This is a genomic window from Trichocoleus sp. ST-U1, assembly GCF_039961835.1.
Lineage (GTDB): Bacteria > Cyanobacteriota > Cyanobacteriia > Cyanobacteriales > FACHB-T130 > FACHB-T130.
This window is the reverse complement of record NZ_JAMPJZ010000020.1, coordinates 38,018-53,952: the sequence shown is the minus strand read 5'-3', so window position 1 is coordinate 53,952 and position 15,935 is coordinate 38,018. Positions and strand designations below refer to the sequence as shown.

Sequence of the window (15,935 nt, the reverse complement as noted above, 5' to 3'; positions counted from 1 at the left end):
AAATTACCTCAATCAGTTCTTATTCGCTGTATAGGGAGATGCAAAATTTACTTTATCCCCAAATTCTACTGATTTAAGTTATAAATTTTACAGCTAAAACCTTAGTTTAAATTTAAATATGATTTAAAGATTTGATTAACCTTTGGTTAAAAAATGACGGCTCAAGAGGTTTTTTAATTGTTATAAAAATACAATAATTTACACTTTTTACTAAACTAAAACAACTCTATATATTTATCTAAAGCGGAATAATTTGTATTCAAGAAGTTGCAGATGGCGCAAAAACGGATGAGCGATCGCGCGGAATGCGAAGCAAATGACCTTGAGACCGATCTCGCCCAGTCTGTTTTGCTTGATAAAGCTTTTCGTCCGCCGCTGCAATCAGCATTGCAGGTAAAAAATTTGAGCTAGGAAAGATCGTGGCAACGCCTAAACTCAGGGTGATGCACTCGCTTACTTCTGAGCAAACATGGGCTATCTTCAAGGCTTTCACAGTCAATCTGATACGTTCTGCGACCTGAAGGGCACCCTCTAGCGATGTGTGCGGCAAAATCACGGCAAATTCTTCGCCCCCATAGCGTGCCACTAAATCTTCCGGTCGCTGCACCGCTTGCTGGATGGCACCCGCTACCTGTCGCAAAGTGTCATCACCCGCTTGATGACCGTAGGTATCGTTGTACTTTTTGAAGAAATCAACATCGCACAAGATCAGCGATAATGCTGAATTACTCGCCTGCATCTGGTGCCAACAGGAATCGAGATAGCTATCAAAACGGTGTCGGTTAGCAACCCCAGTCAAACCATCAGAAGTGGCAAGGCGCAGCAATTGTTGGTTTGCTGCTTCCAGATGAGTATAAAGTTGAGTGAGCAGTTCAGTTGCTAATTCGTGAATTTGCGACTGAGCAATCAGTAATTCATGTACATCTAATAATCGATAAACTTGCGGCGCGACCTCCACCACAATCGGTTCATAAAGTAACTCAGCCGCTCGTTGCAAAGAGTGACGCGCCGCCGCCACAATTAACGTATCGCCGTTCAGAATCAAAGTTTCCGTTTCGGCAGAACGATATAAACATTCAATGGGACGTTTGGAAAAGAGTTCCAATCCGTAGGGACGGCTCATGTATTCCAAAAATCGCCGCCGCGAAATCATCCCCGTGAATTGACCCTGCTTCATCAAGATGACGCCTGGGAGTAGGGGATTGGCTTTAAGAGTCTGAGTTACTTCCCAACCAAGTTGATGATATTCAATCTGACAATCGTGAAGCGATAGCGATCGCAGCGTGGACTCTAAACACAAGTCTTGCTGGCTTCGATTGGATGACAAAGGAAGTGATAAAAATGCGTTCAGCACAGGGTACCCCGCTGCATGAAAACGCAGCAATGGAAGCTTGAGTATACTTCAAGCTTAGGATAGCATTTTCACTAGCAATCGTCCGTGTTACAAACTACAAAGGTTCGGTAAACTCCGTAAATTTACGGTAAAGCAACCGATAGATAAGGGAGAAAGCGAGCAACTTTTGGTAATCGGGTTCGTCCACTAGCACATTCATCAGCCCTAGTGATGAGTAGTAATAACCGCTAAAATGTCTTGGCAACCTCATAAAGCTAAAAAAGGCTTCTCACGATCCAAAGCATGAATCAACTGCACAACGCTTTCACCTTGTTTTTGAGTTTGCTGGTAGAGGCAATGCCTTTCTTACTACTGGGGGTATTGCTCTCCGGTTTGCTCCTGTTGTGGATTGATGAGGGCAAGCTGATTTCTGCCATGCCGAAGAACCCCATATTGGGGGCATTTGTAGGCAGTTGTGCGGGCTTTTTGTTTCCGGTGTGTGAGTGCGGCAACGTGCCCGTGGCGCGACGGTTGCTGATGCAGGGAGTGCCTGCACCTGTGGCAGTTGGGTTTTTGCTAGCGGCACCGACCATTAATCCGATCGTCATCTGGTCAACCTGGGTAGCGTTTCGAGATCAGCCAGAAATTGTCGTTTTGCGGGTGGTATTTTCTTTATCGATCGCGACAATTATTGCCTCGGTTTTCAGCGTTCAATCTAATCTGAAGCCGTTACTGCAACCCGCGATCGCTTGCGCCTTACCCCAGACGCAAACTCAAGCGGCACGGGAAGATGACACTCCCACCTTGTTAAAATCCGGTACGTTTTGGCTGGGACAACCGCAACCGATAATGAGCGCCGTTGGCGTCTCCGGCGGTGGGATGATGGGTCAATCGATTACGTCAAAACCCCTGCCTTTCAAGCTGCGGATGTTCCTTGATAATACAGTGCAAGAGCTGCGGGAATTGGGAGGCGTGTTAATTTTGGGAAGCGCGATCGCAGCGGCGATTCAGGTACTCGCTCCCCGCGAACTGATCCTCAGCTTGGGTCAGGGACCAATCACCTCCATCCTTGCGATGATGGGATTAGCGGCTCTCGTGTCCATTTGTTCAACGGTCGATTCCTTTTTTGCCCTTTCCTTTGCCACAACATTTACCAGCGGCTCCTTGTTAGCCTTTCTGGTATTTGGCCCCATGATTGACCTCAAAGGCATCGGTTTGATGTTATCCATTTTCAAACCCAGAGCTGTGTTTTACCTATTTGGTCTTGCAGCTCAGCTGACTTTTATAATGACTCTCCTGTATACGTACTTTTTCTAAGATGAGTGGTGAGTTGCAATTGGCTCAGGGAAAACAGATTCCTAGAACGATTCACAATCAACCCGTCTTAAATTAGCGATTCGTACCCTTACCAATGACCAATCAACCAAAAATTATTTCTCAAAAATTTATAATTCCCGGCTTGGATGTCCTAGCACTAACGGCTTGGGGAGCCTTGCTCCTGAAATATTGGTTCACGGGTCAGTTATACCTGCTGATTCACAAAGATTACTTTAAATATGTTGTTGTCACTGCCATCTGCTTGTTAATTATGGCGGCATTGAGCGCCATGCAACTGATTGGGAAAATATTAAATAACCGGAAGGAAAAGCGGTCGGTGGCAGTTCTTCAGCACATCACCCTATTTCCTCCTGGTTGGAGCAGTGTATTGTTACTGTTGACGGCAATCGCTGGTTTATTGGTTGCCCCCCGCGCCTTTAACTCAAGCACAGCGCTCGATCGGGGAATTACCGATTCTTTGACCTTGACACGAGTGCAACCCCAATCATTTCGCTCTTCAACAAGACCGGAAGAGCGATCGCTCATGGACTGGGTGCGGACGCTCAACTTCAATCCAGAACCCGATACCTACACGGGTCAAAAAGTTAAAGTAAAGGGATTTGTTGTCCATCCACCAAAACTCTCTGAGCAATATCTGTTAATTTCGCAATTTGTGATTACCTGCTGTGCCGCAGATGCTTATCCCGTGGGACTGCCAGTGAAACTCACTGAAAACCGGACAGCTTATGCCCCTGATACTTGGTTAGAAGTTGAAGGTGAGATGATCACTGAAACTCTAGAAAACAAACGCCAACTCACCATCAAGGCAAACTCCCTCAAAAAAATAGAAGCACCGAAGAACCCGTATGATTATTAGACGATTTTAGATTTTAGATTGGCGAGGACGAAGGCAGTGATAAATCGAAAATCAAAAATCGAAAATCGAAAATGGGGGCAACCTGTTGACCGTCTGGCGCTAGCGCTGATGCTGGTGCTAAGCGTGGTGATTGGGCTAGTCGTGTGGGGTGGCGATGCCTGCGGCACGAACTGTTTTTTAGTCACCGGACCTCGCGTGCGGGATTTCAACTGGCAGGGAGAAAAAATAGGTGTTGAGGATACTTCCTTTATCCTCACCTTTAGCCGCCCGATGGAACACAGCAGCGTGGAAGCAAATCTGCGAATCGCTCCACCTTTGGGGGGTAAATTCAGTTGGGCGGGGCGGAAGATGTCTTATACCCTCACTTCCCCAGCATCCTATGACACCGACTATAAAGTGGAATTACAGGGGGCGCGAGAGCGCTTGGGGACTCAAGGAAAAACAGGAAGGGCAATTCAGCCGTTTACGAGTCAGTTTCGCACCCGCGATCGCGCTTTTATCTACCTGGGCGTTGAGAAAGAAGAACAGGGACAGTTAATCCTCTACAACCTCACCCAAAACAAAAAAACCGTTCTGACGCCTAAAGACCTCGTAGTGATGGACTTTAAGGTGTATCCAGATGGTGACAAGGTTTTGTTTTCTGCCACCGACGCGACGAATAACCAACCCGGTGTATTGGCGCAACAACTGTACACCGTCAGTACCGGACTCCATTACAAAACCAAAGGAAAATCTGAAAAGGATCTCGATCCCCCAGGCAGAATGAATCTGGTTTTAGATAATAAAAACTACCAGAATCTCAAATTTGACTTAGCGGCGGATGGGCAAACGATTGTTGTTCAGCGGGTGAACAGCCAAAATCCAGCCGAATTTGGCTTGTGGGTAGTCCGACCGAATGCACCGCCGCAACCGCTGAATAACCAACCGGGCGGGGATTTTTTGATTGCGCCGGATAGTGCCTCGGTGGCAAGCGCTCAGGGAGAGGGCATCGCGATTCTGCCGCTGACACCAGGAGCCAAACCGCTAGATTTTCTGCCCAAGTTTGGGATGGCGCTGGATTTTGCCAGAGATGGCTCGGCAGCAGCGATGGTGAAATTTAATACAGATTACACGCGATCGCTCTTTTTAGTCACCAACCAAGGCGCACAGAAAGAACTGCTGCGAACAAATGGCTCAATCCTCAACTGTCAGTTTGCTCCCTATAAGGAAACGCTCTACTGCCTGCTGACTCAGTTACTGCCAGGAGAAGAGTACCAAGAACAGCCTTACATTGCGGAAATTGACCTCCAGACAGAGAAAGGGACTCTGGATGCAAAGGCGATCGAGCCGCTGTTGCTCCTGCCCACCCAGCGGGATATTCAGATGAGTCTGGCACCGGATGGGTTAGCGCTGCTGTTCGACCAAGTTGTGACCAACGAGACGGCAACCGCGGCAGACAGTTTGAGAACCAGTGAAGGACAAGCGATCGCGACCAGTCGCCTTTGGCTGCTTCCCCTGAGCCAGCCAGAAGCTGCACAACCCCAAGCCCAGCTCCAACCAGAGGCGCTGCCTTTCGCTGGATTTCATCCGCGCTGGGTACCATAAAAGAGCCAAGTTTTACTCATTTAAAAGGCAAAATAAAGAAGGAAATCCCTAAAAATTTTGCCTTTTAAATTTTTTATTTTTAAAATTTAATAATTTTTATCCTTCAAGGGTGTGCAAATACATAACTTCCTCGATCGGTACCGACAAGGAGAACGCGATTTTTCCTATGTAGACCTCAGTGGAGCCAGCCTCGGCGGGGTCAATCTCCGCGATATAAACTTAACCGGAGCGAACTTGAGCGGTGCCAACCTCAGTTGGGCTTCTCTGAACCAATCCAAGCTGATTGGTGCTTGTCTGCGCCAAGCCGATATGCGGAGTGTCAACCTCACAGGTGCCAATCTTAACCAGGCAATTTTGAGTCGCGCTCGGATGGTGAAAGTGGACTTGCGTTTAGCCACTCTCCAAGACGCCGACCTCAACTGGGCGGTGCTTCAAGAAGCCGACTTGAGCGGTGCTGACTTGCGTAGGGCGAAGCTGGATCAAATCAATCTCGAAAATGCCAAACTCAACGGCACTCAGTTAATCGAAGCCGAGTTGATGGAGGCAAATCTCCGTCGCGCTAGCTTGGTTGGCGCAAACCTCAGCAGTGCAAATCTTCGGGAAGCGCATCTAGAAGCTGCGAATTTACGAGATGCAATTTTAGTCGGCACCAACTTGACGGAAGCCGACCTCAGTTCAGCCTACTTGCGGGCGGCAAATTTGACTGAGGCAGACTTGCATCGGTCAATTCTCATCGGTGCCGATTTGAGCGAGGCGATTCTCAATAGTGCTGACTTGAGTCGGGTAAATTTAACGGGAGCGTATTTACTCAAAGCCAGTTTGCGAAAAGCTTATTTACTGCGAGCGATCTTGCAGGATGTGTATTTGTTACGTGCCGACTTGAGCGAGGCAAATTTACGCGGGGCGGATCTGCGGAAAGCTGATTTGAGCGGGGCATACCTGGGCGACTGCACGATGTCCGAGGCAAATTTGGGCGACGCCTATCTTCTAGAAAGTCATCTGATTCGCACCAATCTGGACCAAGCGCAACTGACCGGCTGTTGCATCAGCAACTGGCATCTTGAGGATGTCGATCTTTCTAAGGTGGAGTGCCGTTATGTTTTTACCCGGTTTAATTACGCGACTAAAAAACCGACTGAGCGCTTTCCAATCGGTCGGGATTTTGAGCCGGGGGAATTTGGCAAGGACGATAGCACCGGGGACGCGGAGGGTGCGGAGGGTGCCACTACCATAGAAGTTTTTTTGAAAGAAGCTCCGAATTGGGAAGCGCTAGTGTTTACTTTGGCTCAGGTGCAACTCGATTCTCCTGACTTGCAACTCAGTATTAAGTCTTACCAACCCCAGGAGGAGCAGTATCTGCTAAAACTGGCGTCGAGTCATTTTGTGAATGCGAAAACTCTGTCTCAACGAGTTTTGCAGATCTACCCGGAGATGCTCCAGTTGGTGGAGTCTAAGCGACAAGCGATCTTGGATCTGCTGGAAATCAAGGTTCGCCCAGAAAATCCACCTGTAACGCTGAAGGTACCGCCACCGCCACCGCCACCGTTACTTCCGTCGCCTCCACCCGATTATCGGCTGCGGATTTATCAAGAGGTGGTGAAACAGATCCAACTGATTATCCTCTCCCAAGCGCCAGAGCAGTTGGTCGAAAGCGTGCAGCGGTTGTTGAATTTCCTGAAGAACGAGGGGATCTCGACCGAAGAAATCCAAAAGACAATGATTAGTCAGGCGCTGGTAAAGCGAGCAAAGCAAGACCAGACGTTCCAAAAGCAGTTGTTGCAGTGGGAGAAGACGGCGGATGAAACGGCGCGTTTTTCGATGGTGGGGGAGTCGTTACGGCTAGCGATCGCGCTCATTTGGCCCCACCTTCCGCAAAAATAGAGTTGTCTATGTAGATGAGACAGCTCTAGCTTTCCCACCCGCGTTCAACCTGGTACGCTCAAGGGAAGCGCTGGTGATACCGTGTATGCGATCGCTGAATAAAAATTCCCACAACCATATCTTCATCAAGGCAATTCCCTATTTATTATTCTTGGGAATTTTGGGGATAACGCTGCTTTCTTTGCTTAGCTTAGTTGGCTGGAATATCTTTTTAGAACAGCTTTCTCACTTTAAACTGCAATATCTCATTGTAGGGTTAGTGTTATTTTCCTTACTCTTACTGACTCGCAAAAAACTCTTAATCTTGATTAGCCTATTTTGTATTTCTCTACTCTTAGCAGAGATACTCCCTTGGTATATTTCTCTATCGCCAAAACCGGGGAATAATATTGAATCTATCCGAATTTTAAGCTCAAATCTGAATACGCAAAATAAAAGCTATTCAAAAATATTATCTGTCGTTAGAAAAGAAAAACCAGAAATTACTGTCTTTTTAGAAGTTAACGACGCTTGGATAAAACAATTAGATTCTCTTCTTGATATTCTTCCCTACTCCATTAAAAAACCTAATCCTTATAATCTAGGTATCGCCGTTTATAGTAAGCAGCCTCTCACCAACGCTTCTATCAATCTTTTTGGGACAGATAAAAATAATAGTATTGTTGGCAACTTTACGATGAACGGACAATTGATTTCCCTGATTGCCACTCATCCGCTACCGCCCGTCAAACCTACCTTCTTTCATTCTCGGAATCAACAGCTAGACAAAATCAGCCAATATATACAAAAATTGAAAACCCCAGTTGTAATGGTTGGGGATTTAAATATAACTATGTGGTCTCCTTATTACAAAAGATTTATCAATAAAACTGGGCTGCATAATGCCCAGAAAGGATTTGGGATTCTACCGAGTTGGCCTATGAAAGCTTCTTATTCTCAAACTCTCCCACCTTTCTCTTTTGCTTTATCCATTCCTATCGATCATTGTTTAATCAGTCCAGAAATTAAAGTCAAGAATATTCGCACTGGGCCGAATGTTGGTTCAGACCACCGACCTTTAATTGCAGACTTGGTAATTCCAGAAAAGAAATGAACCACTCCAGGCGCAGACAACACAAAAGGTAGAAATGAGGGCAAGATAGGTAAACTGAGAGCAAAAGCAATGCAATATGTCCCCTTAGTGGTGTTCGCTCCTTAGAAATCCCTTCCCTAGCCCCTTAAAAGGGAGGAAATTTGCCCCTTTTGTTAATCAGGGTTTGGGGATCGAGCCTTAACCGAAAAAGATTGGGAAACGATCGCTAGAAAAAGGGAAAATGTTTGCCAATAGACTCGGCAGCAGATTATCCTAAAGAACGCAATTTATGAGTTTCGGGTGGTTAAGAACCATTGTTTGACAATATTAATGTTTCTACGGGTAGCAGAGGCAGTGACGGCAAAACCGCTGGTCATCAGTTTGATGGTTGGTCGCTAGAAGAGCGAAATCTCGGTGCGATTAAAGCATGGATGCCGGTATGGGAATGGTTCTACCGCCACTATTTTCGGGTTCAAACGGATGGCTGGCATCATATGCCCCCCGAAGGGAAGGTGCTGGTTGTCGGTTCCCATAATGGAGGTTTGGCTTCGCCCGATACTTCGATGTTTTTGTATGACTGGTTCCGCCGGTTTGGCTACGAACGCTTAGCTTATGGACTCATGCATCCGTCTGCTTGGAAAACTCCTATTTTCGCGGTGCCCGCTGCCCAGGTAGGGGCACTGATCGCGCATCCGAAAGTAGCGATCGCTGCCCTCCAGCGAGATGCTGCCGTACTCGTCTATCCTGGCGGGGCTGAAGATATGTTTCGTCCTTACAACCAGCGTTATCAAATTCATTTAGCAGGGCGTAAGGGATTTATCAAACTGGCACTGCGGGAAGAAGCGCCAATTGTACCGATTATTTCTCATGGTGCCCACGAGACGCTGATTGTTCTAGCAGATTTCTACCAGCAAGTGCGACAACTGCATGAATGGGGCTTTCCCTGGAAGTTAGATGCTGAAACGGGTGTATTTCCACTTTATTTAGGGTTGCCTTGGGGAGTGGCAATTGGCCCGATCCCGAATTTTCCGCTGCCAGTGCAAATTCATACTCGTGTCCTTGCCCCGATTGTGTTTGAACGCTATGGTCGTGCAGCAGCGAGCGATCGCGCTTATGTGAATGCTTGCTATGAAAAAGTTTGTACCCAGATGCAACTTGCACTAGACCGTTTACTTCTAGAAGTTAGCGCGAGGCAATCATCCGCACCCTAAAAAGGCACAGGAACTAAACCAACTGCAAAGAACCCAAAGAAAAGAATACAAGAGGGCGATCGCACCGGGGATCTTCCCCTCCCAACTCACTTTTTCACCTAGTAGCGGTGAATTAATGAAGGCGAAGCACGCTTGAGAGTAACGTTGCTTCGCTATCCCGCGACTAATTATCTATATTGATTCATCCTCGGTATCGTGATAGAGATGAGGACTTGAGGGTGCCAAAGCTCAAGTGAATCTAGGGAGAAGCAATCGAGATGAAAACAAAGGGGTTGAGATGAGCATAGAGAGTTATCCACCACCAGTAAACCAGCTGCTCACCTATGGCAATTGCGCCGAGATGGACTTTGACAATTGGCCTGACTATCTGGAACTCGGTATTGCCCCCACGGACATTCCTAACTTGATCCGCATGGCAACAGACAACGAGTTATACCGGGATGATGAAGACACGCTCGAATCCTGGGCACCCATTCATGCCTGGAGAGCATTGGGCCAACTCCGCGCTGAGGCTGGCATTGAGCCGCTCATGGGCTTGTTTGAGAAAGAGGAAAGCAACTATTGGGAATGGATTGCCGAAGAACTGCCATTAGTCTATAGCATGATCGGGCAAGCCGCGATTCCGGCTCTGGCGGCTTATCTAGCGGATACCTCTCAGGCGATATTCCCCCGCACAACGGCTCTTAACTGTCTGGAAGACATTGCAATCGATCATCCTGAGGCTCGTCCTGAGTGTGTTGCGATTCTCACCCATCAACTGGAATCGTTTGCAGAAAACGGCTCAGAATTGAATAGCTTTCTCATAGGTTCCCTGGTCGATCTGAAGGCGGTAGAGTCCGCGCCGCTGATAGAGCGTGTCTTTGCTGCTGATACCGTGGATCGTTTCTTGGTAGGAGACTGGGATGATGTGCAGGTGGGATTGGGCTTGAAGTCGTCTGAAGAATTACCGAAGAAAGAATTTAACCAGAGCTTTCAAAGAAAGGGGGTCAGCGATCCTGGCTTCACGGGTTCATCAATTTCTCAGGAAGCAAAAGGCTTTCGCCCTGGCAAGAGCGATCCCAAAGCCAAGTCTAAAAAAAAGATGTCCAAGGAGTCACGCAAGAAAAACCAGAAAAAGCGGAAGTAATTTAATCGGGGTTAGCGATTGTTGAGGTGCGAACTGACAAGTCAGCGCTAGGCGAACGCCTCGCTTTGAAGACACGCGATCGCCTCTGACTCAGCTGGGATCAACGATATATTTTTGCTCCAGCGATACGTTGTGCGATCGCACATCAGTTGCCTCTGTCCCTGATTCGGTATCAGCGATCGCCTGCACGGACTCTATAAACTGGCTATCCAGCAAAAAAACTCCTCTGGCAAAGCGGACGCTCCAATATCCCCCTGGACGCCGGTCAACAACGACCCCCTCTTCCCCAAGCTGAATCACATCAGGAGGACGCAGCATCGGCATCGGTTCCGCTGTTTTAACGTAAGGCGGCAACGTTACCACACGGACTCGCTCACCAATTACAAATTCTTTAGACATCAGTTTTTAGGTAATGAAGTAGTTGGGTGTCAGTAGTCATTAGTTCTAAGTTCTTTGCGAGTGACACCAATGACTAATAACAACTGACTAATGACTACTTATCAAATATTCAAGGCGCTTGCCAAATCTTTTGGTGATATTGCTCTACATTTCTGTATGGATCTTCAGCAGGGTGAGCATGATCGTGACCATGCCCGTGCCCATGCCCATGCCCATGCCCATGTCCATGCCCATGATGAGAATGATCGTGGGCGGGAGTGTGCCCGTTACTGTTGCTATTGGCTGCTATCCTGAATTTGCACATTTCGCAATTCATTTGCACTTGCCCCAACTGCGTCTCAATTTCTCGTTCTCTTAATACAGACAACAACTGAGGGTGAATGCCCATTTCTGGTAGGCAAGTCATGGAAATATCCGGGTATTGCTCCTGTTGTTGCGCCGTGATGTCGAAAATCTTTTTAACTAAGACGCCGGTAAATAGGAAGTACGGTAGGACGATAATGCGTTTAGGCTCGTAGAGTCTAGCACGGCGGAACCCTTCTTCCAGACGGGGATGGGTAATGCCAATAAAGCAAGTTTCAACGGTGGCGTAGCCGCTACCTTCCCACAGAATCCGGGCAAGCTTATAAACATCGCTGTTCGCATCAGGATCGCTGGAACCCCGACCGACAAAGAGCAGAACCGTTTCTGAGCGATTGTACTGGGGTTGGTCTAATTCCGAAAGACGCGATCGCCACAAATCCAAAATCCCTGGCGTAATCCCAAAATGACGCCCATAGTAAAACTTCACCTGGGGATGTCTAACCCTTGCCCGGTCTAACTCATTCGTAACATCAAACTTATTGTGTCGAGCTGCAAATAGCAAAATCGGCAATACAGAGAGTTCCGTGTAACCCTCTTCTACACAGCGATCCACCCCCTCCTGTATCGTGGGGGTAGTGAGTTCTAGAAAACAAGGTAAAACAGGACGCGACGGGTCTAACGCTTGATACGCATCGGCAAAATCTAGAAGACTCTGCCGTCCATCCTCATCTTTGGTGCCATGACCAACCATCAACAACGGACGACGCAAAGGTAGCGGCGGCAATTGAATCGACTGGGGAGTAGGGGATTGCAGTCCCATCAGATCGGTTGAATTTATACTAGGCATCAATTTGATTGCTCCTTTCCCGTGCAAGGCAGGAAGTTAGACTGTATGAAGGTAGTACTAAGTAGGCATTCTGGCTTCCGAGAGTCACCTCGTTTACAGCTGCCGCACAGCCCCGGATTTGCACCGGCGTTTCCCCACGTTGTTACCCTTTACGTGTGCCTTGATATCTTAGCCGATCCGGTCGCAGCTCAAAATCCAGGGGGAGGGGGTATTCCCAAGACTCTCCAGATGCCAGTTTTTGATGCCCCATCAAAACTGAAGGAAAATTTTCCCCACTTTATCGAGTATCATTCGCAAGTTTGGCGATCGATCGAGCAACTCTAGAATTGATTGACCGTTTGTGGCTTTTTTACAAAAGCGGGATGCTCCCGTTTTTTGTAGCTTATAGAACCTTATCAATCCAAACCATTGCTGACTGTATAAAGATAAAGATAACCCCATACCTAGAAGTCTGATAAAAAATACAAATTATCCATTACAAAATACCGCCCTGAGTGCGACGACGTACAGCCAGTGCTAACCCGGCAAAAACTAAGGAATTCATGCTTGAAGGCTCAGGTGTAGATACGGGTGCAACGTTTAACTTTACTCGACGCCCTGTTTGCAGCGAGAGAGAAATTTTTGACGAGGTTGATGAAGAATACACTTGCCAGCTGTTCAACTCTTTAGGCGGCGTAGTGAATTGCACCAACATTTCCCAATTGCTGTCAAGCGAACCAATGGCTAAACCATCAGTGCAACAAACCCCCCAGCTCTGATTTGAAGTAAAGACGGTGCCAGTGGAATTTGCAGTTGCCTCACCTAAATCGTCTACAATTTTTAATTCTGCCGTATCTCCCAACAAGTTAAAGCTCATTTTAGCCGCTCCACCTGTTGGATTACCCGGCTTAGAATGAACGATGAACAGTGATAGACCATCAATAGCATCTACAAAAAAAAGGTGAGATTGCTTAGCGGTTAAACTCAGGACTGGGTTACTAAAGGATGAATTATAACCTTTGCTATACTGGTAGTAATTGGCTGCTGTTTTATTTGTGCTAAAAGCTTCAAAAAACCCCAAAATATTACTATCAAAGTCACCCAAACCTGGTTTAGATTCTTGCGACACCTTAAGCATCATGGCGGCTTCGGAGCGCTGGGCAAAGAATGGAACAAACAGCGCGATCGCTACCAACATCAAAAGCTTTTTCATGACTTGTTATTTTGTAGATGCTCTGCTCACTAAAACCAGAATACGTTTATTCAAATAAAGTTATAATAAAGTCAAATTAATAAAATTGTGAATTTAATAATTTTTACATCTTTATTTCAGGGAAAATACGAATTGACTTTAAAAGAAATATCGGTTCTTCGGAAACGCTTCCTCCTAGACGGAACCACCCCATTTAATTTTTCTTTATTTTCCACAGCGAACCCTCTTCTGTTACCTTCGCAAGGACAGAAGAGGGTTTGCCAATTGATATGCTTTCTAAATGAGCTGAATTAAGGTTTAGAAAACCGGAAGTTTTACCTTTAATTGCCGCTGAAGTGGCACGTTAACGAAATCCTGCGGAAGAGGATGTCCCTCCTAATATCTGAGAGTATCCGCTCCCCCTAAGGAAGTTTAAAAAGCAGGGTGGTTTCATACAACTCTTAGAAAATATCGAGGCATTGCGACATTTTGTAGGGGCATGGCAATCAAAAAGCCCCTACCGCCAACCAAAATCAACGCTACATAATTTTCTTTTAATAAATGAAACCACCCTGCCTTAGGGAAGCTTAAAGAGGAAGGAACCGAACCACTCAAAGTCCCCTTTTTAAGGGGTATCATCAGTGGGTAAGCGTGTCACAAGAATTTTCACACCTCGGCTAAGCTGCCTTTACCCAATAAACCTAGCCGCATGAATGATTGAATAATTGTAGAGCTTCTTCTTTGAGAATTCCTTTGGTCACTTTTATTCTCTTAGACCCTTTTTTAATAATTTCTTCGCTAGATAAGTCAAGCTGGGGAACACCAGCCTCAATTAAGTCTTGAATGGAAGCTCCAAATATAATTTCAGATATCCCTGCCCATATACAAGCTGTTGTACACATTGGGCACGGTTCGCAAGTTGTGTACAAGGTATAACCTTCTAAAGAAGGATTTTTCATTTCTTTTGTTAAACAACGAATCGCGTTAAGTTCTGCATGGGCAGTTGGGTCATTATCCGTTTCCACAGTATTGTGCGCTTTAATAATTACTTGATTATCTTTAACAATTACTGCACCGTAGGGAGCATCTCCTAGCTTTGCTTCTTCCAGGGCTATCTTCATAAACTTTTCTATTTTCATCCAACTCCTGCGCAAAAAAATCTTTCTGGATAAGACTTATCTTATCCTATTTTAAGGTAAGGCTATAAATTATCATCCTTAAATCAACTGAATAAAATGCTAAAAAACAATTGCTTAATTTTTGAACATTAGCAATCTATATCAACCACAGGAAAGTATTCCGTCCATCAGAATATGTTCGACTTCCTTCAAGAAAGCCTGCAACAACGCCGCGCTTAGTTGTTGCGGGTCAGTACGAGTAATTCGCGATACCAAAATTTTATCGAGCAGTTTCGTGACCCTAGTATAAGCTTGAACGGCTAGAGCTAGCATCACGCTCCTACAACTCTTTAATTAATCGGGAATTATTTTGATTTCCTTCCCCGTGATGTTACCCTAAGCGACAAGATGAACGTCTTCGTTCGATAGAGTGATGCCTATCACCCTGTTATTTATTAATGTCTTGCTTCTGGAAACTCTACTATGCGCTTGACTTCGCTCGATGTGTTTCGAGGTATTGCCATTGCGGGAATGATTTTAGTTAATCAGGCGGGAGTTGCCGACCAAGTTTATCCTTTCCTGGAACACGCAGAATGGCACGGCTGCACCTTGGCAGACTTGGTATTTCCCTTCTTTCTATTTATTGTCGGCGGGGCAATGACCTTTTCCCTTTCCAAATACGCGGAAGGGAACCGCCCTACTGCCGATGTTTATAGACAAATTTTACGCCGAGCGGCGATTCTTTTTATTCTTGGTTTGCTGCTGAACGGCTTCTGGAATTATGACTTCAGCTCCATCCGCATCATGGGTGTCTTGCAGCGGATTAGCCTTGCCTACCTGGTGGCTGCTCTGATAGTTCTTAACGTGCCACGCAAAGGACAGTGGGTACTCGCAGCACTGCTACTCATTGGGTACTGGATAGCGATGTCTTTGATCCCGGTTCCCGATTATGGAGCTGGTGTCTTAACGAGGGAAGGGAATTTTGGCGCTTATATTGACCGCCTGATCGTTGGCACAGCGCATCTGTATAAGGGAGATAATTTCAACTCAATGGGAGATCCTGAAGGTCTTTTCAGCACTCTTCCAGCAGTTGTCACCGTCCTCACCGGCTACTTTACGGTTGACTGGATACGCACCCAACCAGTACAGTCACGCACCAGTATCGGCTTGGTCTTGTTTGGCATTGCTTGCCTAGTCGCTGGATGGGCGTGGGGGTTAACGTTTCCCATCAACAAGAAACTGTGGACGAGTTCTTTTGTGCTTTTCACAACTGGTTGGGCGTTGCTGTTGCTGGCAGCTTGTTATGAATTGATGGAAGTGCGGAAGTTCCGCCGCTGGGGGAAGCCGTTTGAAGTTATGGGGTTAAACGCTATCTTCGCGTTTGTCGCCTCAGTTCTGCTGATTAAAATCCTAGCTAAAACCCACGTCGGAACCGGCGAAACCGCCCCAACTACTTATAACTGGATCTATGAGAATGCCTTTGTGTCTTGGGCGGGAGCGATGAACGCCTCTTTATTGTTCGCCATCGTGACATTGCTGTTCTGGTGGGCGATTCTGTACGCAATGTATCGCCAAAAGTGGTTTTTTAAAATCTGAGACAGCACTTCCTCATGACTCCAGAAATGACCGGGATCACTTAGTTTTTAAGGTGTTGTCACAATTTTTTCTAGCTTGCATCACTGGGGATGGTTCGGAA

At 46.5% G+C, this 15,935-nt stretch carries 14 protein-coding genes and 1 riboswitch; of the genes, 8 read left to right on the top strand and 6 right to left on the bottom strand.

The window, feature by feature from the left end; genetic code table 11:
• Positions 1-259: 259 nt before the first annotated feature.
• Complete coding sequence (locus tag NDA06_RS10190; RefSeq protein WP_190984780.1) at positions 260-1,354, bottom strand: diguanylate cyclase; 1,095 nt, start codon at positions 1,352-1,354, stop codon at positions 260-262.
• 282 nt (positions 1,355-1,636) lie between these two features.
• Here NDA06_RS10190 and NDA06_RS10185 point away from each other — a divergent pair, with 282 nt between their 5' ends.
• The 7 genes from NDA06_RS10185 to NDA06_RS10155 all read left to right on the top strand — a co-directional run bounded on the left by NDA06_RS10185 (position 1,637) and on the right by NDA06_RS10155 (position 10,401).
• Positions 1,637-2,650 (top strand): permease, encoded by a 1,014-nt coding sequence (locus NDA06_RS10185; protein WP_190984778.1) that lies wholly within the window; start codon positions 1,637-1,639, stop codon positions 2,648-2,650.
• Positions 2,651-2,744: 94 nt separating this feature from the next.
• Entirely contained in the window at positions 2,745-3,527 is a 783-nt protein-coding gene (locus NDA06_RS10180; RefSeq protein WP_190411676.1) for a TIGR03943 family protein, read from the top strand.
• Positions 3,528-3,635: 108 nt separating this feature from the next.
• Positions 3,636-5,111 carry a hypothetical protein gene (locus NDA06_RS10175; protein ID WP_242037722.1) on the top strand — a complete coding sequence of 492 codons (1,476 nt, stop codon included), beginning with the start codon at positions 3,636-3,638 and terminating at the stop codon, positions 5,109-5,111.
• Positions 5,112-5,222: 111 nt separating this feature from the next.
• Entirely contained in the window at positions 5,223-6,992 is a 1,770-nt protein-coding gene (locus tag NDA06_RS10170) for a pentapeptide repeat-containing protein (RefSeq protein ID WP_190411677.1), read from the top strand.
• Positions 6,993-7,143: 151 nt separating this feature from the next.
• Complete coding sequence (locus NDA06_RS10165) at positions 7,144-8,085, top strand: endonuclease/exonuclease/phosphatase family protein (RefSeq protein ID WP_242047356.1); 942 nt, start codon at positions 7,144-7,146, stop codon at positions 8,083-8,085.
• 293 nt (positions 8,086-8,378) lie between these two features.
• On the top strand, positions 8,379-9,275 hold the full coding sequence (locus tag NDA06_RS10160) for a lysophospholipid acyltransferase family protein (RefSeq protein WP_242047355.1): 897 nt from the start codon (positions 8,379-8,381) through the stop codon (positions 9,273-9,275).
• A gap of 277 nt (positions 9,276-9,552) precedes the next feature.
• Positions 9,553-10,401, top strand: coding sequence for a hypothetical protein (locus NDA06_RS10155; protein ID WP_190984777.1), 849 nt, complete (start codon positions 9,553-9,555; stop codon positions 10,399-10,401).
• Between the two features lie 90 nt (positions 10,402-10,491).
• Here the strand turns inward: NDA06_RS10155 and sipA are convergent, their stop codons facing one another.
• The 5 genes from sipA to NDA06_RS10130 all read right to left on the bottom strand — a co-directional run bounded on the left by sipA (position 10,492) and on the right by NDA06_RS10130 (position 14,572).
• The gene (sipA, locus tag NDA06_RS10150; protein ID WP_348234014.1) at positions 10,492-10,800 is read right to left on the bottom strand and encodes a regulatory protein SipA; all 309 of its coding nucleotides are present in this window, start codon (positions 10,798-10,800) and stop codon (positions 10,492-10,494) included.
• A 109-nt stretch (positions 10,801-10,909) separates the two neighbouring features.
• Complete coding sequence (locus NDA06_RS10145) at positions 10,910-11,950, bottom strand: sirohydrochlorin chelatase (RefSeq protein WP_190984775.1); 1,041 nt, start codon at positions 11,948-11,950, stop codon at positions 10,910-10,912.
• Between the two features lie 42 nt (positions 11,951-11,992).
• Positions 11,993-12,128, bottom strand: a riboswitch (cobalamin riboswitch).
• Positions 12,129-12,425: 297 nt separating this feature from the next.
• Positions 12,426-13,142, bottom strand: a complete 717-nt coding sequence (locus NDA06_RS10140; RefSeq protein ID WP_190984774.1) for a hypothetical protein — start codon at positions 13,140-13,142, stop codon at positions 12,426-12,428.
• A gap of 680 nt (positions 13,143-13,822) precedes the next feature.
• Positions 13,823-14,260, bottom strand: a complete 438-nt coding sequence (locus tag NDA06_RS10135; protein WP_190679306.1) for a nucleoside deaminase — start codon at positions 14,258-14,260, stop codon at positions 13,823-13,825.
• A 141-nt stretch (positions 14,261-14,401) separates the two neighbouring features.
• The gene (locus tag NDA06_RS10130; RefSeq protein ID WP_190432367.1) at positions 14,402-14,572 is read right to left on the bottom strand and encodes a hypothetical protein; all 171 of its coding nucleotides are present in this window, start codon (positions 14,570-14,572) and stop codon (positions 14,402-14,404) included.
• A gap of 150 nt (positions 14,573-14,722) precedes the next feature.
• Between NDA06_RS10130 and NDA06_RS10125 the strand changes: the two genes are divergently transcribed.
• The gene (locus NDA06_RS10125; protein ID WP_190984773.1) at positions 14,723-15,835 is read left to right on the top strand and encodes an acyltransferase family protein; all 1,113 of its coding nucleotides are present in this window, start codon (positions 14,723-14,725) and stop codon (positions 15,833-15,835) included.
• Positions 15,836-15,935: the final 100 nt, after the last annotated feature.